Genomic DNA, 19,169 nt, shown 5'->3' on the forward strand with positions numbered 1-19,169 from the left:
TGCGTCCCTCCGGGTGGCGGCCCGGTCAGATCCCGGCGGCGGTGCGCCGCAGCACCCGCAGCGAGTCCGTCGCCGAGACCTCCGTGAAGGCGCCCGAGGCGAGGGCGCGGAGGTAGACCCGGTACGGGGCCTGGCCGGTGAACTCGTCGGCGGGGTCGGGGAAGACGTCGTGGATGACGAGCAGTCCGCCGTCCGCGACATGGGGCGCCCAGCCCTCGTAGTCGGCGGTGGCGTGCTCGTCGGTGTGGCCGCCGTCCACGAAGACCAGACCGAGGGGCGCCCGCCAGATCCCCGCCACCTGCGGGGAGCGGCCCACCAGCGCCACCACGTGCTCCTCCAGGCCGGCCCGGTGCAGCGTCCGGCGGAAGGCGGGCAGGGTGTCCATCAGGCCGAGTTCGGGGTCGACCGTCTCCGGGTCGTGGTAGTCCCAGCCCGGCTGCTGCTCCTCGCTGCCCCGGTGGTGGTCGACGGTGAGCGCGGTGATGCCGGCCGCGCGGGCGGCGTCGGCGAGCAGGATCGTGGAGCGGCCGCAGTACGTGCCGACCTCCAGCAGCGGCAGTCCGAGCCGGCCGGCCTCGACGGCCGCCGCGTACAGGGCCAGGCCCTCGCCCGCGGGCATGAACCCCTTCGCCGCCTCGAACGCGGCCAGGATCTCGGGCGGGGGAGCCGCGGTCATCGCAGGAGCCTTCCGGTCGTACAGGTGTCGGGGCGCCCATGCTGCCGCACCTCCGGCCGGCGGGGTGACCGGGGGTGCGGGCGGGGGTGCGGCCGGGGGTGCCGGGAACGGCTCAGGCGGTGACCGTCCCGCCGGGGAGGGCGAGGTCCAGGTCGATCGGAGGGGCCTCGCCGGAGTGGGTGGCGGCGGCGGCGAGGGGGCCGTGTCCGGCCGCCCGCGCGGCCAGGACGTACGAGCCCCCGGCCGGGACCGCCAGCGCGTAGCTCCCGTCCTCGCCGGACAGGGTCGCGCCCGCGTGCTGTCCCCGCCGGTCGATCAGCGTGACCTTGGCACGGGCCACCGGTGTGCCGTCGGCGGCCACGACCCGGCCGCGGAAGCCCCCGAGCGTCACGGCGGCGCGCTCCAGGCCGTCGTCCTGCGCACGGCTCGCCTGCGGCTGCGGCTGCTCCGAGGGCCGGTGGCGCGGCAGGCAGAGGGCCAGGACCAGACCGACGCCGACGGCGCCGATCGCGATCAGGAAGGAGATCCGGAAGCCCTGCATGGAGGGGATCTCCACGCCCCCGACGGTGTGCGCGGTGCCGGCCAGCACCGTGCCGATGACGGCGCTGGCGGTGGACGTGCCGATGGACCGCATCAGGGCGTTGAGGCCGTTCGCCGCGCTCGTCTCGGACGCGGGCACGGCGCCGATGATCAGCGCGGGCAGCGAGGAGTAGGCGAGGCCGATGCCCGCGCCGAGGACCACCGAGATGACGACCGTCTGCCAGGCGGCGTTCATCAGGCCGAGGCCGCCGGCGTAGCCGAGGCCGATGATCAGGAGGCCGATGATCAGCGTGGTGCGCGGGCCGTAGCGGGCGGACAGCCGGGCGTAGACCGGCGCGGTGAACATCATCGTCAGGCCCAGCGGGGCCGCGCACAGACCCGCCACGACCATCGACTGGCCGAGGCCGTGGCCGGTGGCGGCGGGGAGCTGGAGGAGCTGGGGCAGGACGAGGGAGACGACGAAGAAGGCGATACCCATCATGATCGACGCGAGGTTGGTGAGAAGGACCTCGCGGCGGGCCGTGGTGCGCAGGTCCACCAGCGGCGAGGGCACGCGCAGCTCCAGCACGCCCCACAGGAGCAGCACGACGGCGGCGGCCCCGAACAGGCCGAGCGTGGTCGGTGAGGACCAGCCCCAGTCGCTGCCCTTGGTGATCGGGAGCAGGAACAGCACCAGCCCCAGGGACAGCCCGAGCGCGCCCGGCACGTCGAAGCCGCCCCCCGCGCGCACCGGGGACTCCGGTACGGCGACGAAGGTGAGGACGATGGCGACGGCGCCGAGGCCCGCGGCGCCGTAGAAGAGGGTGTGCCAGTCGGTGTTCTGCGCGACCAGGGCGGCGGCGGGCAGGGCCAGACCGCCGCCGACACCGATCGAGGAACTCATCAGACCCATGGCCGAGCCGAGCCGCTCACGCGGCAGCAGGTCGCGCATCAGCCCGATGCCGAGCGGGATGGCGCCCATCGCGAAGCCCTGGAGCGTACGGCCGACGATCATCGGGAGCACGGTGCTGCTCAGCGCGCTCACCAGCGCGCCGACCACCATCACCGAGAGGCTCAGCACCAGCAGGCGCCGCTTGCCGTAGAGGTCGCCGAGACGCCCCATGACCGGGGTGGCCACGGCACCCGAGAGAAGAGTGGACGTCAGGACCCAGGTGGCGTTGCTGGACGAGGTGTCCAGCAGCTGGGGCAGGTCCTTGATGACCGGTATGAGCAGGGTCTGCATCACCGCGACCACGATGCCCGCGAAGGCGAGCACGGGAACGACGGCGCCGCCCGCTCCGGCGGTGCGCCGGCCGGTCGTCGTGAGCGTCATGGGGTGGGGCCTCCGGGCCAAAAGATGATCGTGTCTGCGTTCATCATGAACCCCGTGCGCTCGGGCAACTATTCCGGTGCCGCGGGGCGCCGGTGAATCCTTGACCCACTCATGGGCATCTGATCTTTCGTCAGTCGCCCTGATCCTTTCTCGGTGGAGCCGGAGGCCGCCGTGCCAGGACCGCCGTGTCAGGACCGTCGTGCCAGGCCCGTCGTGTCAGGACCGTCGTGCCAGGCCCGTCGTGTCAGGCGAAGGGCCCGTCCGCGCCGAAGGCGAACGCGGCGAAGCGCTCCCCAATACGGCGGTGGGTGGCGGCGTCGGGGTGCAGGTCGTCGGGGAGGGGGAGCTCGGCGTGGTCGGCCTCGCCGTAGAGCTCGCGGCCGTCCAGGTGGTGGAGGTGGGGGTCGTCGGCCGCACGCTGCTCGACGATCCGTGACAGTTCGGTGCGAATGACGTTCAGGGTGAGCTTTCCGGAAGCCGTCTCCGCGGGGTCGCCCGCCGCCCGGAACCGGAGCCGGCCCGCGCTGAGCTCGCCGAGGTCGAAGAGGCAGGGGCCGGGGGTGTCCTCGTGCATCGGGCACAGGATCGGCGAGACCACCAGGAGGGGCGTGGTGGGGTGACCCTCGCGGATCGTGTCGAGGAAGCCGTGGACGGCGGGGGTGAAGGCGCGCAGCCGCATCACGTCGAGGTTGACCAGATTGATTCCGATCTTGACGCTGATCAGGTCGGCGGGGGTGTCCCGCAGGGCGCGCGCGGTGAACGGGTCCAGTACGGCGTTGCCGCTCAGGCCCAGGTTGATCAACTCTGCGCCGCCCAGGGATGCGGCGAGCGCCGGCCAGGTGGTGCTGGGGCTCGCGGCGTCGGAGCCGTGGCTGATGGAGCTGCCGTGGTGCAGCCAGACCGGGCGGCCGGAGTCGGGGGCCGGCTCGACGGGGGCGTCGGCGCGCAGGGCGACGAGTGCGGTGATCTCGTTGTGCGGAAGCCAGATCTCGACGGTCTTGTCGTGGTCCGGCAGGCCGCCGAAGCGGACGGTGCCGGGCTTCCCGGGGCGCAGTTCGGTGGCGCCGGTCGTCATGTCCGTCGTGACGACGTCGCCGCCGGGCGCGGTGGCCCGGCCGGTCAGCCGGCCGTTGATCACCAGGTCGTAGACGCCGTCCGGGCGAGGCGGGGCTCCGGTGTAGGCCCGCTTGGTGGGGAGTGTGTCCAGCTCGATCGCGGTGGCCCGGGTGCGCAGGGCCAGGCGGACGCCGGAGGGCTGGGACTCGGCCATCTCCAGCTGCGCGTCCGTGTTCTGGGCGCGGGCGGCGGCGGGCAGCCGGTGCGGGAGCAGGCCGTGCGGGGTGCGCTCGACGTCGAGGGCGCCGCGGAGGTGGGCCGGGGTGAGGGGGACGGGTGTCAGGGGGGAAGGTGCGGAGGGGGTGGTGGTCCAGGAGTCCATGGCCTCTGCCTCTGTCGTTTCTCGGGGCTTACGGGGACGCGGTGGTGTGCTGACGCGCTGACGCCGTGGTGCGGTCAGGCCGCGGGCCAGTTGCGCAGGAGGGCGTCGAGGGCGTCGAGGACGCGGTTCCAGGACTCCTCGGAGTCGGGGGCGCTGTGGCTGAAGCCGCCCGCCAGCTCCAGGGAGACGTAACCGTGGAAGACGCTGCCCAGCATGCGGACCGCGTGGGTCTGCTCGGGTTCCGTGAGGTCGTAGCCGCGCAGGATGGCGCGCGTCATCGCCGCGTGCCGGACGCCCGCGCTCGCGGCGGCCGTCTCGGGGGCGAGCCGGAGCTGGGCGGCGGCGTAGCGGCCGGGGTGCTCGCGGGCGTAGTCGCGGTAGACGTGGGCGAAGGCGGTGAGGGCGTCCTTGCCGGCCCGTCCGGCCAGGGCGTCGGCGGCGCGGTCGGCCATCTCCTCCAGCGCGAGCAGGGCGATCCGGGTCCTCAGGTCGTCCGAGTTGCGCAGGTGCGAGTAGAGGCTGGCGACCTTGACGTCGAAGCGGCGGGCGAGCGCGGAGACGGTCACCTGGTCGAAGCCGACCTCGTCGGCCAGCTCGGCGCCCGCCCGCGTGAGGCGTGCGGTGGTCAGCCCTGCGCGTGCCATCGGCTATGACTCCCTTCCCCTTTTCCGATTCCCAGTCTGCATTTGCCTAAAGCTTTTAGGCAAATGGCAAGAGGGAGATGGGGGGAGCTGAGGGTCATGGGCCCTACGCCCGAGGGCGGAGAAGCCTTGGGGCCAATCTCCGATGCGCCGCGAGTGCGACGGTTGAGAGCATGGCCCCCATGCTCAGAGCCGCAGCGGACCCCCGCACGTCCCGTCGTACCGACGTCCCCGCCTGGCTGGTGGTCGCGCTCGCCTGTTCCGGACAGTTCCTCGTCGTCCTCGACGTGTCCGTCGTGAACGTGGCGCTGCCCTCGATGCGCGCCGATCTGGGGCTGAGCGGGCCGGGGCTCCAGTGGGTGGTGAACGCCTACGCGATCGCCTTCGCCGGGTTCCTGCTGCTCGGCGGGCGGGCCGGGGACCTGTACGGGCGCAAGCGGATGTTCCTGGTCGGGCTCGCGCTGTTCACCCTGGCCTCGCTGGGCGGCGGGGTGGCCCGGGAGGGCTGGGAACTGCTGGTCGCGCGGGCGGTGCAGGGCCTGGGGGCGGCCGTGCTGGCGCCCGCGACGCTGACGATCCTCACCTCCGCGGTGCCGGAGGGCGCGGCCCGGGCGCGGGCGATAGCGACCTGGACGGCGGTCGGCGCGGGAGGCGGCGCCGCGGGCGGGCTGGTCGGGGGCCTGCTGGTCGACGCGCTGTCGTGGCGGTGGGTGCTGTTGATCAACGTGCCGATCGGGGCGGTCGTCCTGCTCGGCGCGCTGTGGGGGCTGCCGGAGAGCCGGGCCGGGGAGCGGCGGCGGCTCGATCTGCCGGGCGCGGTGCTGGTGACGGCGGGACTGGGGACGCTGGCGTTCGGGATCTCGCAGACCGAGGCCGAGGGGTGGACGGCCGCGGCGACGGTGGTGCCGCTGATCGCCGGGCTCGTCCTGCTCGGACTGTTCGTGCTGGTCGAGGCGCGTACGGCCGCCCCGCTGATGCCGCTGCGGCTGTTCCGGCTGCGGGCCGTGGCGTCGGCGAACGCGGCGATGGTGCTGTGCGGCTCGGCGATGTTCTGCATGTGGTTCTTCATGACGCTGTACGCCCAGAACGTGCTCGGCTACACGCCGCTGGAGGCCGGACTCGCCCTGGTGCCCAGTTCGCTGGCCGTGGTGGTCGGCTCCAAACTCGCGCCCCGGCTGATGCGGGGCGCGGGGGCGCGGAACGTGGCCGTGCTCGGGTCCGCGGTGGCCGCGGTGGGCTTCGGCTGGCAGTCGACGATCACCGTCGACGGCGGGTATCTGACGGCGATCATGTTCCCTGGCGTCCTGATGATGCTGGGCGCCGGGCTGGTGGCGACACCGCTGGCCGCGCTGGCCATGTCGGGGGCGGAGCCGGGGGAGGCGGGAGTGGTCTCCGGTCTGATCAACACCTCCCGCACGATGGGCGGTTCGCTGGGACTCGCGGTGATGTCGACGCTGGCGGCGGCCCGCACCGCGAGCAGCTCGCCCCTGACGCCGGACGCGGCGGGACCCGCGGCACTGGTGGAGGGCTACGCCCTGGCGTTCCGGGCGAGCGCGGGGGTGCTGGTGGTGGGGGCGGCGCTGATGGTGGTGTGGCTGCCGCGGAGGGTGAGGCTGGGGCGGGCGGGGGTGTAGGCGCTGGGGCGGGGCTGGGAGTCGGGGCGGGTGGGGCGTGGGCGGTCGGGGTTCGGGTGCCTGGGCGGTTGGGGGTTTGGGCGGTCGGGGTTCGGGTGCCGGGGTGGGTGAGGGGCTGGGCGGTCGGGGTTCGGGTGCCGGGGTGGGTGAGGGGCTGGGCGGTCGGGGTTCGGGTGCCTGGGCGGTTGGGAGTCTGGGCGGCCGGGGGCTCGGGTACCTGGGCCGTCGGGGGTTCGGGTACCTGGGCGTGTGAGGGGCTGGGCGGCCGTGGGTTCAGGTGCCGGGGTGCGTGGGGGTCTGGGCCGTCGGGGCTTCGGGTGCCGGGGTGGGGCCGGGGCGACGCAGCCTCTGCGGTGGCGGGGCCTCAGGCTGCCGGCGGGCTCGGCCGGTGCGCGGTGTTCGCGTCGGCCAGGGCCGGATCGATCACCGTCTCGCCGGTGAGGGCGCGACGGATCGCCGTGGTCAGGTCCTCCAGGGGGCCGTCCTTGACCAGGAGGCCGGCGGCTCCCGAGGCCAGGGTGCGCTCCAGCAGACCGGGGCGGGCGTGGGTGGTGAGGAGGAGGACGCGGCAGTCGGGTACCTGCCGGCGCAGGGCGCCGGCGGCGTCCGGGCCGTCGATGCCGGGGAGTTCCACGTCGAGCAGGGCCACGTCGGGGCGGTGTGCGAGGGCCGCGTCCACCAGGGTCTCCCCGCTCGGCACCTGGGCGACCACCCGCATGTCCCCCACCAGGCCGAGGAGTGCGGCGAGCCCTCCGCCGCTCATCGCCCCGTCCCCGGCGAGCAGCACCCTGACGGACCTGGCGGGCCGGTGGTCACGGGGCATCTCGTTCACGGGGTCAGCGTAGGCACAAGGACGTGGTCGCCGCCCGTGCGAGAACGTGAACAAAGCTCACCTGACATGCCGTCAGGAGCCTTCCCAACTCCGACGGGCTCGGCTATACAGAGGTTCGCCGTACTGGAACGCGTTCTAGAACGGGCGGGTTTCACGGCCTCGTGACGACCTCGGTGCGGCCGACGGTGCGGACGGTCGCACCGAGGTTCCCAGCCCCGCGAGCATTCAGGAGCCCCATGCCCATCGACGCAGCCAAGGCGCTCGCCACCCCGCCCCGGACCGGCGAGATCGCCTGGACCGCCAAGGACGTCCTGCTCTACCACCTCGGCATCGGCGCCGGCCTCCCGGCCACCGACCCCGACGAACTGCGCTACACCCTGGAGTCCCGACTGCACGTCCTGCCGAGCTTCGCCACCGTCGCCGGCTCGGGCGCGCCCGGCGCGATCAGCGGGCTGTCCCTGCCGGGCGTGGAGGTCGACCTGGCCCGCGTCCTGCACGGCGGCCAGACGCTCCAGGCGCACCGGCCGATCCCGGCGACCGGCAGCGCGACCGTGACCTCCCGCATCGCCGGCGTGTACGACAAGGGCAAGGCCGCCGTCCTCGTCCTGCGCACCGAGGCCGCCGACACCGAGGGCCCGCTGTGGACCAACGACGCGCAGATCTTCCTGCGCGGAGAAGGCGGATTCGGCGGCGACCGCGGGCCGTCCGCCCGCCTCGAACCGCCCGCCGGACCGCCCGAGCGGACCGTGGAGCGGACCGTCCGCGAGGACCAGGCGCTGCTCTACCGTCTCTCCGGGGACTGGAACCCGCTGCACGCCGACCCCGAGTTCGCCAAGGTCGCCGGGTTCGAACGGCCCATCCTGCACGGGCTGTGCACCTACGGCATGACGCTCAAGGCCGTCGTGGACACGCTGCTCGGCGGCGACGTGACCCGGGTGCGCTCGTACGTCACACGGTTCGCGGGCGTGGTCCATCCGGGCGAGACGCTGCGCGTCCGCATGTGGCCGGGGGAGTCGGACGTCCGCGTCGCCGTGAGCTCGGTCGAACGGGACGACGCGCCGGTCCTGGCCGACACCGTCGTCCAGCACACGTGAAAGCCTCTTGAGGGGAGCCGCACCATGCGCGCAGCCGTACTGCACGAGATCGGCCAGGAGAAGCTGGAGATACTCGACGACGTCGAGACGGTGGGCTTCGGCCCCGGCAAGGTCAGGATCCGGGTGCGCGCCGCGGGGCTGTGCCACTCCGACCTGTCCGCGATGAACGGGGTGCTGCCGCAGCCGGCGCCGTTCGTGCCGGGACACGAGGGCGCCGGTGAGATCACCGAGGTCGGTGAGGGGGTCACCGGCCTGAAGCCCGGCGACCGGGTCGTCGTCTGCTGGCTGCCCGCCTGCGGTGCCTGCCCCTCCTGCGGACGCGGCCAGCCCCATCTGTGCCTGGCCGGCTTCATGAACGCGGGCACCCCCAACTACCGGCGTCCCGGCGGAGACCTCTTCGGCTTCGCCGGGACCGGCACCTTCGCCGAGGAGGTCGTCGTCGACGCCAGCTGCGCGGTGCCGATCCCGGACGACGTTCCCTACGACATCGCCGCCCTCATCGGCTGCGGGGTCACCACCGGACTCGGCGCCGCCCTCAACACCGCCGACGTGGAGGCGGGCGCGTCCGTCGCCGTCATCGGTTGCGGCGGCGTGGGCATCTCCGCGATCCAGGGCGCGCGGCTGAAGGGCGCCGCCGAGATCGTCGCCGTCGACCCGGTCGCCGGACGCCGGGAGGCCGCGCTGCGGTTCGGGGCCACCCGGGCCGTGGCGCCGGACGAACTGGCCGACGCCAAGCAGCAGGTGACGGCCGGCGAGGGCTTCGACTACGTCTTCGAGGTCGTCGGCAAGTCGGCCACCGCCCGTACCGCCTACGAGACCACCCGGCGCGGCGGCACCCTGGTCGTCGTCGGAGCGGGCGCCATGGACGACTTCCTCCAGCTCAACATGTTCGAGCTGTTCTTCGACGAGAAGCGGATCCTGCCGTCGATGTACGGCGGTGGTGACGTGCTGCGCTCCTACGAGCGGACGATCGCGCTGTGGCGCGCGGGCCGGATCGACCTCGCGGGTCTGATCACCCACCGGGTGCAACTCGCCGGGATCAACGAGGCCCTCGACCAGATGCGCACGGGAACCTCCCTGCGCACCTGCATCGAGATCTGAGCAGCCGAGCCGATCGAGATCCGAGCGACCGAGCCGATCGGGATCCGAGCAGAAGCCGATCGGGATCCGAGCAGCCGAGCCGATCGGGATCCGAGCAGTCGAGCCGAAGGGGCCGGGAATGCCACTGCCACTCGAAGGGTTGTCCGCGATCGTCACCGGCGCCGGACGCGGACTCGGCCGGGCCGAGGCGCTGGAGCTGGCCCGGCTCGGCGCGGCCGTCGTCGTCAACGACCACGGGCAGCCCGGCCGGGACGGCACCGGAGGGGCCTCGGCCGGTCCCGCCGAGGACACGGTCGCCGAGATCCGCGCGGCGGGCGGCACGGCCGTCGCGCACACCGGGGACGTCGCCGACCACCAGCAGGCCGAGGCGCTGGTCGCGCTGGCCGTCGAGGAGTTCGGCAGGCTCGACATCCTGGTCAACAACGCGGGCATCCTGCGCGACCGCATGGTCTTCTCCATGACGGAGGACGAGTGGGACGCGGTGATACGGGTCCACCTCAAGGGCCACTTCAACACCACCCGCTTCGCCGCCGCGCACTGGCGGGAACGGGCCAAGGCGACGGGCGGGACCGTGTACGGGCGGATCGTGAACACCTCCTCGGAGGCGTTCCTCGCGGGTTCGGCCGGACAGCCCAACTACGCGGCGGCCAAGGGCGGCATCGTGGGGCTCACCACGTCCACCGCGCACGCCCTGGCGAAGTACGGGGTCACGGCCAACGCCATCTGCCCGCGAGCCCGGACCCGGATGACCGAGGACGTGTTCACCGACGTACCGGCTGACGGACTCGATCCGCTCGCCCCCGAGCACGTGGCCCCGCTGGTCGGCTATCTGGCGGCACCGGCGGCCGGGCGGATCAACGGACAGCTGCTCGTCGTGCACGGCGGCATGGTGGCGGTCGTCGAACGGCCCCGGGTGCGCGCGAAGTTCGACAGCAAGCAGGACAGGTTCACCCACGACGAACTGGACACGCTGCTGACGCCGCACTTCGCCGAGCGGGAACGGGGCGAGACGTTCGCGGCGGTGGAGGTGCTCGGGCTGCGGCGCGAGTAGAGCCGGCGGCGGATCCGTCCACCGAGGGCGAGGCCCCGTCCACCGAGAGGTGAACGGGGCCTCGGTCACGACCTATTGACTGACTGTCAGAAGCTCGCCGACTCGTTCCGCTGTTCCAGCGGCTTGCGGTGCCGGCCGTGAGGGGCCGACTCGGAGTCGTGCGTCGAGACCGGACCCCGGTGCCGGCCCTGGCCGGTGGAGTCCTGGACCTCGGGCAGCGGCTGGGACGTGATGGTGTCGCTCATCGGAAGAAATTCACCCCGTCAACATGATCTTTTGCTCACAGCCGGGCGAGTGTAACCAGGACACCTCGGGACCGATCCAGGCGCACACGCCATCCGGCACTACTTCGTTACCTACTTGCCATACGACCGCCCAACGGTGCCTGTTGCAACGGCACCGGACGCGGCGCCCCAGGCTCCGGAGGATCCGGTTCCGACGACTCCACGGCGGTCCCAGCCGATGGAGCCGCGCCGTCCGGAACCGAATCCTCCGGGCTTGTGTACCCCCCGTACCCCCCGTACCCCCCGTACCTCCCGTCGCCCCCGTCCCCCGTCCGGGCGCCCCCGTCGCCCCCGTACGCCGCCTGCCGTGGCACCGCCCACTCGGCCACCCCGCACGCCGCCCCCTCGGTGGCGTACGGCAGCCGCAGCACACCGTCCCTGGTCCACAGGCCGGCCCCGGCCAGCCATCCCTGCGGTGCCGGAAGATGCCGCACCTGACGCTCGGCCGGCCGCCACACGCCCACCCAGCCGCCGTCCGGGCCGTCGATGCGCAGCGCCACCCCGCAGCTCTCCGGCGTCAGCACCTGCCCCGGCTGGATCGCGAACGGTGTCACCGCGCACTCCGGGGCCGAGCGCAGGCAGTCCGGGAACCGCACCGGCAGCGTGCTGCCCAGCACTCCCCAGCCCAGCCGGCCGCCCTCGCCGGGGCAGGGCGCGTCGGAACGGATGAGGAGCAGTCCGCTGTCGGCGTCGGCGAGCAGCAGCCGGTCGTCGCTGTCGGCGGCGATCTGGAGCAGCGGCGACACCTCGCCGCCGCGCCCGAGATCCACCACCACCGTCTTCGTCCGGCCGCCGGACTCCCGGTCCAGGGCCAGCAGCCGTCCCGTCCCGTCCAGCCACACCCCGCCCGAGCAGCGCCCGGGGACCCGGGCGACGTGCTCCGGTCCGAACGCGCCGCCCGCGACCAGCCACACGGTGCTGGACTCGGGGCCGACGGCGAGGGCGTACGCCAGCTCGCCGCCCGGCGCCGGCGGCAGCAGCCGCAGCCGGGTGCCCGGGTCGGGGCACTCGACGGCGCCGAGGGGGAGTTCGCCGGTGCCGGGGCCGGTCGGGTACAGCAGCGAGAAGGCGTGCCGGCCGGCGGCGAGGCGGCTGATGAGCACCCGGCCGTCACTCATCGGCTGCACCTCGGTGCCCGGCTCCTCGGGCTGGTCCCCGGGCAGCGGCACGGCGTAGGGCTCGGGCCCGTCCAGCGTCCAGCGCTCCGGGAACCAGGAGTCGCCGCTGGGGGCGAGGCGCGCGGCGTACGTGCCGTCCACCGTGATCACACAGTCCGGCTGCGGGGAGGGTGTGTCCTCGCTCCCGGCCATGGCCTCGACAACACATGCAGTCATCGTTGGGTCACCTCCAGCGACGAAACTAGTTTTCGTACGCACGGGCGGGGAACCGGCCGACGGCCCCTTCACACATAAGGGTGGCCGTCCGGCGGTTCGACTGAGGAAACGGCGACGGGTGTGCTGAACGTGGCGGGGGCGGCGCCACAGGTTCAACGGCGCAGAGGGGCCAGGTAGCCTTTGTCACGTGCCCCGTCTGTCTGAAGTCATCGCCGCGCTGGAGAACCTGTGGCCCGCCGAGCGGGCCGAGTCCTGGGACGCGGTCGGCACGGTCGTGGGCGATCCCGAGCAGGACGTCACCCGGGTGCTGTTCGCCGTCGACCCCGTCCGGGAGACGGTCGACGAGGCGGTGATGCTGGACGCCGACCTGCTGGTCACCCACCACCCGCTCTATCTGCGCGGGACGACGACGGTCGCGGCGAGCCACTTCAAGGGCCGCGTCGTACACACCCTCATCAAGAACGACATCGCGCTGCACGTCGCCCACACCAACGCCGACAGCGCCGACCCCGGCGTCAGCGACGCGCTGGCCGGGGCGCTGGACCTGCGGGTCCTGCGGCCCCTGGTGCCGGACGCGAGCGACCCCGACGGACGCCGCGGTCTCGGCCGGGTCTGCGAACTGGACCACCCGATGACCGTGCGCGCGTTCGCCGCCCGCGCCGCCGAACGGCTCCCCGCCACCGCGCAGGGCATCCGCGTGGCCGGCGACCCCGAGGCCCTGATCCGCACCGTCGCCGTCAGCGGCGGCTCCGGCGACAGCCTCTTCGACGCCGTACGGGCGGCCGGTGTCGACGCCTTCCTCACCGCGGACCTGCGCCACCACCCGGTCTCCGAGTTCGTCGCGGACCGCGCCCACAGTCCCCTCGCGCTGCTCGACGCGGCGCACTGGGCCACCGAGTGGCCCTGGTGCGAGCTGGCCGCCGCCCAGCTCGACGAGATCTCCGACCGCCACGGCTGGGACCTGCGGGTCCACGTCTCCAAGACGGTCACCGACCCCTGGACCGCCCACGCGGCCTCACCCCACTCGACAGCAGGAGCCCCCAACTGAACGCCGCGCCCGCCGACCAGATCCGACTCCTCGACGTCCAGGCCCTCGACGTCCGCCTCCAGCAGCTCGCGCACCGCCGGAAGTCGCTGCCCGAGCACGCCGAGATCGAGTCGCTGTCCAAGGACCTCGTCCAGCTGCGCGACCTGCACGTGGCCGCGCAGACCGAGGAGAGCGACTGCGCCCGCGAGCAGACCAAGGCCGAGCAGGACGTCGACCAGGTGCGCCAGCGCGCCGTCCGCGACCAGCAGCGCCTCGACTCCGGCGCGGTCACCTCCCCGAAGGACCTGGAGAACCTCCAGCGCGAGATCGTCTCCCTCGCCAAGCGGCAGGGCGACCTGGAGGACGTCGTCCTGGAGGTGATGGAGCGCCGGGAGTCCGCGCAGGAGCGGGTCACCGAACTGACCGAGCGCGTCGGCGCCGTCCAGGCGAAGAGCGACGACGCGACCGCGCGCCGGGACGCCGCGTTCCAGGAGATCGACGGCGAGACGGCGTCGGCGACCAAGGAGCGCGAGGTCGTCTCCGGCTCGGTCCCGGCGGACCTGCTCGCCCTCTACGACAAGCTGCGCGCCCAGCAGGGCGGCATCGGCGCGGCCAAGCTCTACCAGCGGACCTGCCAGGGCTGCCGCCAGGAGCTGGCCATCACCGAGATGAGCGAGATCCGCAAGGCCGCGCCGGACACGGTGGTGCGGTGCGAGAACTGCCGCCGCATCCTGGTGCGCACCTCCGAGTCGGGGCTGTAAGGGGCCGTCGCGGTGCGGGAGTTCATCGTCGAGGCGGACGGCGGTTCCCGGGGCAACCCGGGGCCCGCGGGCTACGGTGCCGTGGTGCTCGACGCGGCGACGGGCGGGACGCTCGCGGAGAGCGCGGAGTACCTGGGCGTCGTCACCAACAACGTCGCCGAGTACCGGGGACTCCTGGCCGGGCTGCGCGCGGCCCACGCCCTCGACCCGACCGCGACGGTGCGCGTCCGGATGGACTCCAAGCTGGTCGTGGAGCAGATGTCCGGCCGCTGGAAGATCAAGCACCCCGACATGAAGCCGCCGGCCATGGAGGCGGGACGGATCTTCCCCGCGGGGCAGGTGACGTACGAGTGGATCCCGCGCGAGCGCAACAAGCACGCGGACCGGCTGGCCAACGAGGCGATGGACGCGGGTGTGCGGGGAGAGGAATGGACGCCCTCGTCCTCCCCGGCCTCAAGCCCCACGGCCTCAAGCCCCACGGCCTCAAGTCCCCCTTCCGCGAACGAGGATGACGTGAACGCCGCGCGCAACGTCGCCACACCCCAGGTCGGCTGGGGTGCCCCCGACATGGGCGCGCCCGCGACGTTCGTGCTGCTGCGGCACGGCGAGACGCCCCTCACGCCGGAGAAGCGCTTCTCGGGCAGCGGCGGCAGCGACCCCTCGCTCTCCGCCGTCGGCCGGGAGCAGGCCGAGCGGGTGGCCCTCGCCCTGGCGCGGCGCGGGACGATCCAGGCGGTCGTCTCCTCCCCGCTCGCGCGGACCCGTGAGACCGCCGGCATCGTCGCCGCCCGCCTCGGCCTGGAGGTCGGCATCGACGACGGGCTGCGCGAGACCGACTTCGGCGCCTGGGAGGGCCTCACCTTCGCCGAGGTGCACCAACGCCACCCCGACGACCTGAGCGCCTGGCTGGCCTCGCCGGACGCCGAACCCACCGGCGGCGGCGAGAGCTTCGCGGCGACGGCCACCCGGATCGCCGCGACCCGCGACAAGCTGATCTCCGCCCACACCGGCCGCACGGTCCTGCTGGTCACGCACGTCACCCCGGTCAAGACCCTGGTGCGCCTCGCGCTGGGCGCCCCGCCCGAGTCCCTGTTCCGCATGGAGCTCTCGGCGGCGTCCCTGTCGGTCGTGGCGTACTACGCCGACGGCAACGCCAGCGTGCGCCTGCTCAACGACACGTCGCACCTGCGCTGAGCGCGGCGGCCTCCCGGGCCAGCTCCTCGATCCGCGCCCAGTCCCGCGCCGCCACCGCGTCCGCCGGGACCATCCAGCTCCCGCCCACGCAGCCGACGTTGGGCAGCGCCAGATACTCCGGCGCCGACGCGAGCCCGATCCCGCCCGTCGGGCAGAACCGCGCCTGCGGCAACGGCCCGGCGAGCGACTTCAGATACGCCGTGCCCCCCGCGGCGGCCGCCGGGAAGAACTTCATCTCCCGCACCCCGCGCTCCAGCAACGCCACCACCTCGGACGTCGTCGACACCCCCGGCAGATACGGCACCCCGGACCGCCGCATCGCCTCCAGCAGTGCGTCCGTCCATCCCGGGCTCACCAGAAAGCGCGCGCCGGCGGCCACGGCGTCCTCGACCTGCCCCGGGGTGATCACCGTCCCGGCCCCGACCACCGCGTCCGGCACCGCCGCGCTGATCGCCCGGATCGCGTCGAGCGCGTCCGGCGTCCGCAGCGTCACCTCGATCGCCGGCAGCCCCCCGGCGACCAGCGCCCGTGCGAGCGGTACGGCGTCGGCGGCGTCGGGGAGGACGACCACGGGGACGACGGGAGCGAGATCGAGCACGGAGTCGGGCACGGCGTCGGCCATGGAGTCGGTCATGGGCCATATCGTGCCCGGGTCGTGCAGCATGCGCAAAGCTCGTTGCACATGCTGCAATGGCATGCCGGTGCGGCTCAGTGGATCTCGTCCATTCAGTGGATCTCGTCCACCAGCACGTCCAGGGACCAGGGCCGCCCCGCCCCCGCCGGCGCCTCGGCCTCCACCACATAGCCCAGGTCCCGCAACGCCTCCACCAACTCCGCCGGGCCCTTCGGCGCCGTCCCCGCCAGGAGCAGGTCGCGCACGATCCGCCCCTTGGTCGCTTTGTTGAAGTGGCTGACCACCTTGCGCGTCGGCGCGTGCAGCACCCGTACCGTCGCCGTCCGCCCCGCCACCTCGCCCTTCGGCTTCCACGCCGCCGTGTAGGCCGACGACCGCAGGTCCAGCACCAGCCCGCTGCCCGCCGCCTCGGGCAACGCGGAGGCCATCGCCGTACGCCAGTGCGTGCCCAGCGCGCCCAGGCCGGGCAGCCGCACCCCCATCGAGCAGCGGTACGAGGGAATCCGGTCCGTCACCCGGACCGCGCCCCACAGCCCCGAGAACACCAGCAGCGAGCGCGCGGCACGCCGCTTGGCGGCCGCGTCCAGCGAGGCCAGGTCCAGGGCGTCGTACAGCACACCCGTGTAGATCTCCGAGGCCGGCCGCGCCCCGTCGGTGCGCAGCCCGGTGTTCTTGGCGACCTCGCCGCGCAGTCCCTCGCTCAGCCCCAGCACCTCGCGCGCCTTGACCTCGTCACCGGCGCACAGCTCGACCAGTTCGTCGAGGACGGCCTCCCGGGCGGCGTTCAGCTCGGGCAGCGCGAGCGACTCCAGCTTGAGCGGTGCGCCCCGGCCGGAGGACGCCTTCCCCTCCGAGGGCGGCAGCAGGACCAGCACGGATTCTCCTTCCCTAGACCTCCGCGCCAGGGTACGGGCTCGTGCCCGCACTCTTGAGCCCCTGGGTGACCGCCCTGACGAGGGCGTCGGCCTCGTCCGTGTACAGGCGCACCAGGCGCACCTCCCGCCGCCGGCCGAGGAAGGTCGTGTACGTGACGGGCTCGGCCAGCTCCAGCGTGACCGTCGTCTGCCCGCCGATCTCGACGTCGAGCACGCCGTCGGCCTTCTCGTGCGTCAGGCGCAGCTCACGCCGGACGGCCGCGATCCGCTCCAGCGGTATCCGCAGGTCGAGGTGGGCGGCCTTGCGGACCCGCAGGGCGCCCGGCTCCAGCACGTGCGGCCGCACGACGGACGCGGCGTGCAGACCGATCACGAAGAGAACGGTGTACACGTCCAGGACCAGCACCACGTGATGCACGGCCGGCCACCGCGCCAGCAGCACGGACATCACGACGGTCTCGACCACGCACACGAACGTGAACCCCATCAGCAGCGCGCTCTGCCCGCTCGCGTAGCCGAAGGCCCGCCCGCCGCCGACGCCCTGCCGCCGCCGGGCCACCCACAATCCGAGGCACACGTAGAGCTGCACCTCATGCCACACCAGCCGGTACGCCGTGCTCGCCGCGCTCCTCATCGCGTCCCCCCGGAGGCGAGCCGCAGCGCCCGGCGGATGGCCTCGGCCTGGGCGGGGGCCAGGTCGGCATACAGGGCGCGCAGGAAGCCGTGCTCGTGCTCGACGGGTTTCGCGGCGACCAGCTCGGGCGGCATCAGCCCCGCGAGCGCGCGGGCCGCCTCCTCCACCCGCGGGTCGTCCGTCGCGGCTTCGACGAGCGCGTCGAGCAGGGCGTATGCCTCGTGCGCCCGCGCGACGGCGTCGGGGCCGGTCAGCGCGCCACCGACGGCGGCCAGCAGCCGCTCCCGCTCCTCCGGGCCGGCCGCGGTCTCCAGGAGCGCGAAGATCTCGCGGTCCTTGGCGGCCATGGGGGAGTCGGAGGCGGGCGCCAGCCCGGCGAACAGCTCCGCCAGCTCCGGCGAGACGGGCCCCTCGGCGGGCAGCTCCGCCGCGTCCAGCAGGACCCGCAACCTGGCCCGGCTCTCCCGGACGGCAGCCTCCTGCCGCGCCAGATCCGCGTCCAGCTCCTCCAGCACCTCGCTCAGGTCCCGTCCCGCGTCCTCCGCGAGCACGTCCCGCACCTCGGGCAGCCCCAGCCCCAACTCGGTCAGCCGCCGGATCCGCGCGAGGACGACGGCGTGGCGCAGGGTGTAGTCCCGGTACCCGTTGGCGAGCCGCTCGGGCTCGGGCAACAGCCCGAGATGGTGGTAGTGCCGCACGGTCCGCGTCGTGACGCCGACCGCGGCGGCGAGTTCTCCGATCCGCATGGGTCCAGTAGAGACGTTGACGTCGCGGCAAGGTCAAGCGGGCCGTGCCCTGACCGGGCACGTGATCGTGTGCCACGATCGAGGGAGCGGTTTCCGATCTCTCGGACAGGTGATCAGCCGATGTCCCACGCTGGCGAGCGACCGAAGGAGGGGCGTGACATGACTGCCATGGCCCACGAGCCGATGACGCAGGAAGAGGTCCTGCTCGAAGGCTTCCTCGCCCTGGACACCCCGGAGGGCTTCCGGGCCGAGCTGATCGAGGGGGAGATCGTCGTGACGCCGCCGCCGGACGGGGATCATGAGGACTACATCGGGCTGATCGTGGAGCAAGTGCTCCTGCACGCCCGGATTCGGATGCAGTTCGCCGGGACGAAAGGGCTGGTCCTGAGCGGAGACGGGTCCCTGACGGATCGCGTGATCCCTGATGCCACCTTCGCACCCAGAGAACTTCGCCTCTTCCGCGGCGCCGATTCCTGGATGCCCTGTGAGGGCGTCGCCATGGTCCTGGAGGTGACGTCCACCAAGCCCAAGGCGGACCGCGAGACCAAGCGCCGTTGCTACGCGCGCGGCGGGATCCCCCTCTACCTCCTGGTCGACCGAGACGGCTCCGCGATCACCCTGTTCAGCACGCCGGAGAGGGGGGACTACCGGGAGCACCTCACCCGCCCCCTGGGCAAGCCGCTGCCCCTCCCCGCCCCCTTCGCCTTCGAGCTGGAGACCGTGGACTTCCTCTGACCTCTCGCCCGGTACCATGGTCGACACGGCAGACGAGCCGGGCGGGCGGCCGCGTGGAGGTCCTTGTGGATCTCCCCGAGGAACGTCCGGGCTCCACAGGGCAGGGTGGTGGCTAACGGCCACCCGGGGTGACCCGCGGGACAGTGCCACAGAAAGCAGACCGCCCGGCGCTTCGGCGCTGGGTAAGGGTGAAACGGTGGTGTAAGAGACCACCAGTGCCCAGGGTGACCTGGGCAGCTAGGTAAACCCCACCCGGAGCAAGGTCAAGAGGGGACACCTCGGTGTCCCTGCGCGGACGTTCGAGGGCTGCCCGCCCGAGTCCGCGGGTAGACCGCACGAGACCGGCGGCAACGCCGGTCCTAGATGGATGGCCGTCGCCCCGGCCCCCGCGAGGGAACCGGGGAACAGAACCCGGCGTACAGCCCGACTCGTCTGCCGCTGTCCGCGGTTTTGTCCTGGGAAAAGCATCCGACCCGCGGTTCGCCTTGCCGGAAAACTGGTCAGTAGCCTTCCGTTTTCGTCGGAAGTTTCGGTATTTTCCGGGATCGCCTTGTGGTGATCTTTTTGCTTCTGCTTCCATTGGCATTCGGTCGGTCAGCGCACGGAGATGCTCCGGGCTTCCTCGG

At 73.2% G+C, this 19,169-nt stretch carries 18 protein-coding genes, 1 other RNA gene and 1 pseudogene; 9 read left to right on the forward strand and 11 right to left on the reverse strand.

Annotation, left to right across the window (positions count from 1 at the left end):
* Positions 1-25 precede the first annotated feature (25 nt).
* From ACWCPM_RS20800 to ACWCPM_RS20815, 4 genes are all read right to left on the reverse strand, one after another.
* Positions 26-676, reverse strand: a complete 651-nt coding sequence (locus tag ACWCPM_RS20800; RefSeq protein ID WP_450977695.1) for a class I SAM-dependent methyltransferase — start codon at positions 674-676, stop codon at positions 26-28.
* Positions 677-788: 112 nt separating this feature from the next.
* Complete coding sequence (locus tag ACWCPM_RS20805) at positions 789-2,528, reverse strand: MFS transporter (protein ID WP_450977696.1); 1,740 nt, start codon at positions 2,526-2,528, stop codon at positions 789-791.
* Positions 2,529-2,772: 244 nt separating this feature from the next.
* Positions 2,773-3,966, reverse strand: coding sequence for a GDSL-type esterase/lipase family protein (locus ACWCPM_RS20810; protein ID WP_450977697.1), 1,194 nt, complete (start codon positions 3,964-3,966; stop codon positions 2,773-2,775).
* Positions 3,967-4,040: 74 nt separating this feature from the next.
* On the reverse strand, positions 4,041-4,610 hold the full coding sequence (locus tag ACWCPM_RS20815; protein ID WP_450977698.1) for a TetR/AcrR family transcriptional regulator: 570 nt from the start codon (positions 4,608-4,610) through the stop codon (positions 4,041-4,043).
* A 179-nt stretch (positions 4,611-4,789) separates the two neighbouring features.
* Between ACWCPM_RS20815 and ACWCPM_RS20820 the strand changes: the two genes are divergently transcribed.
* On the forward strand, positions 4,790-6,241 hold the full coding sequence (locus tag ACWCPM_RS20820) for an MFS transporter (protein ID WP_450977699.1): 1,452 nt from the start codon (positions 4,790-4,792) through the stop codon (positions 6,239-6,241).
* Positions 6,242-6,608: 367 nt separating this feature from the next.
* Here ACWCPM_RS20820 and ACWCPM_RS20825 read toward each other — a convergent pair.
* A pseudogene (locus ACWCPM_RS20825) lies at positions 6,609-7,064 on the reverse strand (response regulator); the annotation flags it as partial.
* A 245-nt stretch (positions 7,065-7,309) separates the two neighbouring features.
* Here ACWCPM_RS20825 and ACWCPM_RS20830 point away from each other — a divergent pair.
* The 3 genes from ACWCPM_RS20830 to ACWCPM_RS20840 all read left to right on the forward strand — a co-directional run bounded on the left by ACWCPM_RS20830 (position 7,310) and on the right by ACWCPM_RS20840 (position 10,319).
* On the forward strand, positions 7,310-8,167 hold the full coding sequence (locus ACWCPM_RS20830) for a MaoC/PaaZ C-terminal domain-containing protein (RefSeq protein ID WP_450977700.1): 858 nt from the start codon (positions 7,310-7,312) through the stop codon (positions 8,165-8,167).
* A gap of 24 nt (positions 8,168-8,191) precedes the next feature.
* Entirely contained in the window at positions 8,192-9,268 is a 1,077-nt protein-coding gene (locus ACWCPM_RS20835; protein ID WP_450977701.1) for a Zn-dependent alcohol dehydrogenase, read from the forward strand.
* Between the two features lie 118 nt (positions 9,269-9,386).
* Entirely contained in the window at positions 9,387-10,319 is a 933-nt protein-coding gene (locus ACWCPM_RS20840) for a 3-oxoacyl-ACP reductase (RefSeq protein ID WP_450977702.1), read from the forward strand.
* A gap of 86 nt (positions 10,320-10,405) precedes the next feature.
* Here the strand turns inward: ACWCPM_RS20840 and ACWCPM_RS20845 are convergent, their stop codons facing one another.
* Positions 10,406-10,564 (reverse strand): hypothetical protein, encoded by a 159-nt coding sequence (locus tag ACWCPM_RS20845; RefSeq protein WP_450977703.1) that lies wholly within the window; start codon positions 10,562-10,564, stop codon positions 10,406-10,408.
* 107 nt (positions 10,565-10,671) lie between these two features.
* Positions 10,672-11,937 carry a hypothetical protein gene (locus ACWCPM_RS20850; RefSeq protein WP_450977704.1) on the reverse strand — a complete coding sequence of 422 codons (1,266 nt, stop codon included), beginning with the start codon at positions 11,935-11,937 and terminating at the stop codon, positions 10,672-10,674.
* Between the two features lie 187 nt (positions 11,938-12,124).
* Here ACWCPM_RS20850 and ACWCPM_RS20855 point away from each other — a divergent pair, with 187 nt between their 5' ends.
* Genes ACWCPM_RS20855 through ACWCPM_RS20865 form a run of 3 tightly spaced genes read left to right on the forward strand, consistent with a single transcriptional unit; the run spans position 12,125 to position 14,919 of the window.
* Positions 12,125-12,985: a Nif3-like dinuclear metal center hexameric protein gene (locus ACWCPM_RS20855; protein WP_450977705.1), complete on the forward strand. Its 861-nt coding sequence runs from the start codon at positions 12,125-12,127 to the stop codon at positions 12,983-12,985.
* Positions 12,982-13,725 carry a zinc ribbon domain-containing protein gene (locus ACWCPM_RS20860; protein ID WP_450977799.1) on the forward strand — a complete coding sequence of 248 codons (744 nt, stop codon included), beginning with the start codon at positions 12,982-12,984 and terminating at the stop codon, positions 13,723-13,725. The genes ACWCPM_RS20855 and ACWCPM_RS20860 overlap by 4 nt, the downstream gene beginning before the upstream one ends.
* A 12-nt stretch (positions 13,726-13,737) precedes the next feature.
* Positions 13,738-14,919, forward strand: coding sequence for a bifunctional RNase H/acid phosphatase (locus tag ACWCPM_RS20865; RefSeq protein ID WP_450977706.1), 1,182 nt, complete (start codon positions 13,738-13,740; stop codon positions 14,917-14,919).
* Here ACWCPM_RS20865 and eda read toward each other — a convergent pair.
* The 4 genes from eda to ACWCPM_RS20885 form a co-directional block, all read right to left on the reverse strand.
* Positions 14,894-15,541: a bifunctional 4-hydroxy-2-oxoglutarate aldolase/2-dehydro-3-deoxy-phosphogluconate aldolase gene (gene eda / locus ACWCPM_RS20870; RefSeq protein WP_450977800.1), complete on the reverse strand. Its 648-nt coding sequence runs from the start codon at positions 15,539-15,541 to the stop codon at positions 14,894-14,896. The two genes, ACWCPM_RS20865 and eda, sit on opposite strands and share 26 nt — an antisense overlap.
* A gap of 104 nt (positions 15,542-15,645) precedes the next feature.
* The gene (gene yaaA / locus ACWCPM_RS20875) at positions 15,646-16,428 is read right to left on the reverse strand and encodes a peroxide stress protein YaaA (RefSeq protein WP_450977707.1); all 783 of its coding nucleotides are present in this window, start codon (positions 16,426-16,428) and stop codon (positions 15,646-15,648) included.
* Positions 16,429-16,441: 13 nt separating this feature from the next.
* Complete coding sequence (locus ACWCPM_RS20880) at positions 16,442-17,062, reverse strand: hypothetical protein (protein ID WP_450977708.1); 621 nt, start codon at positions 17,060-17,062, stop codon at positions 16,442-16,444.
* Entirely contained in the window at positions 17,059-17,808 is a 750-nt protein-coding gene (locus ACWCPM_RS20885; protein ID WP_450977709.1) for a MerR family transcriptional regulator, read from the reverse strand. Before ACWCPM_RS20885 ends, ACWCPM_RS20880 begins: the two co-directional genes overlap by 4 nt.
* A 159-nt stretch (positions 17,809-17,967) precedes the next feature.
* Between ACWCPM_RS20885 and ACWCPM_RS20890 the strand changes: the two genes are divergently transcribed.
* Both ACWCPM_RS20890 and rnpB read left to right on the forward strand, forming a co-directional pair.
* Positions 17,968-18,543 carry a Uma2 family endonuclease gene (locus ACWCPM_RS20890; protein WP_450977710.1) on the forward strand — a complete coding sequence of 192 codons (576 nt, stop codon included), beginning with the start codon at positions 17,968-17,970 and terminating at the stop codon, positions 18,541-18,543.
* A gap of 33 nt (positions 18,544-18,576) precedes the next feature.
* Positions 18,577-18,978, forward strand: an RNA gene (gene rnpB, locus ACWCPM_RS20895) — RNase P RNA component class A.
* Positions 18,979-19,169 lie beyond the last annotated feature (191 nt).

This window comes from Streptomyces sp. NPDC002309 (genome assembly GCF_053593375.1).

Excerpts from the sequence above, each read along its gene's own strand:
- ACWCPM_RS20815 (WP_450977698.1), bottom strand. The coding sequence starts at position 4,610 with ATGGCACGCGCAGGGCTGACCACCGCACGCCTCACGCGGGCGGGCGCC.
- ACWCPM_RS20890 (WP_450977710.1), top strand. The coding sequence starts at position 17,968 with ATGACTGCCATGGCCCACGAGCCGATGACGCAGGAAGAGGTCCTGCTC.
- eda (WP_450977800.1), bottom strand. The coding sequence starts at position 15,541 with ATGGCCGACGCCGTGCCCGACTCCGTGCTCGATCTCGCTCCCGTCGTC.
- ACWCPM_RS20840 (WP_450977702.1), top strand. The coding sequence starts at position 9,387 with ATGCCACTGCCACTCGAAGGGTTGTCCGCGATCGTCACCGGCGCCGGA.
- ACWCPM_RS20835 (WP_450977701.1), top strand. The coding sequence starts at position 8,192 with ATGCGCGCAGCCGTACTGCACGAGATCGGCCAGGAGAAGCTGGAGATA.
- ACWCPM_RS20810 (WP_450977697.1), bottom strand. The coding sequence starts at position 3,966 with ATGGACTCCTGGACCACCACCCCCTCCGCACCTTCCCCCCTGACACCC.
- ACWCPM_RS20820 (WP_450977699.1), top strand. The coding sequence starts at position 4,790 with ATGCTCAGAGCCGCAGCGGACCCCCGCACGTCCCGTCGTACCGACGTC.
- ACWCPM_RS20845 (WP_450977703.1), bottom strand. The coding sequence starts at position 10,564 with ATGAGCGACACCATCACGTCCCAGCCGCTGCCCGAGGTCCAGGACTCC.
- ACWCPM_RS20830 (WP_450977700.1), top strand. The coding sequence starts at position 7,310 with ATGCCCATCGACGCAGCCAAGGCGCTCGCCACCCCGCCCCGGACCGGC.
- ACWCPM_RS20800 (WP_450977695.1), bottom strand. The coding sequence starts at position 676 with ATGACCGCGGCTCCCCCGCCCGAGATCCTGGCCGCGTTCGAGGCGGCG.
- ACWCPM_RS20885 (WP_450977709.1), bottom strand. The coding sequence starts at position 17,808 with ATGCGGATCGGAGAACTCGCCGCCGCGGTCGGCGTCACGACGCGGACC.
- ACWCPM_RS20850 (WP_450977704.1), bottom strand. The coding sequence starts at position 11,937 with ATGACTGCATGTGTTGTCGAGGCCATGGCCGGGAGCGAGGACACACCC.
- ACWCPM_RS20805 (WP_450977696.1), bottom strand. The coding sequence starts at position 2,528 with ATGACGCTCACGACGACCGGCCGGCGCACCGCCGGAGCGGGCGGCGCC.
- ACWCPM_RS20880 (WP_450977708.1), bottom strand. The coding sequence starts at position 17,062 with ATGAGGAGCGCGGCGAGCACGGCGTACCGGCTGGTGTGGCATGAGGTG.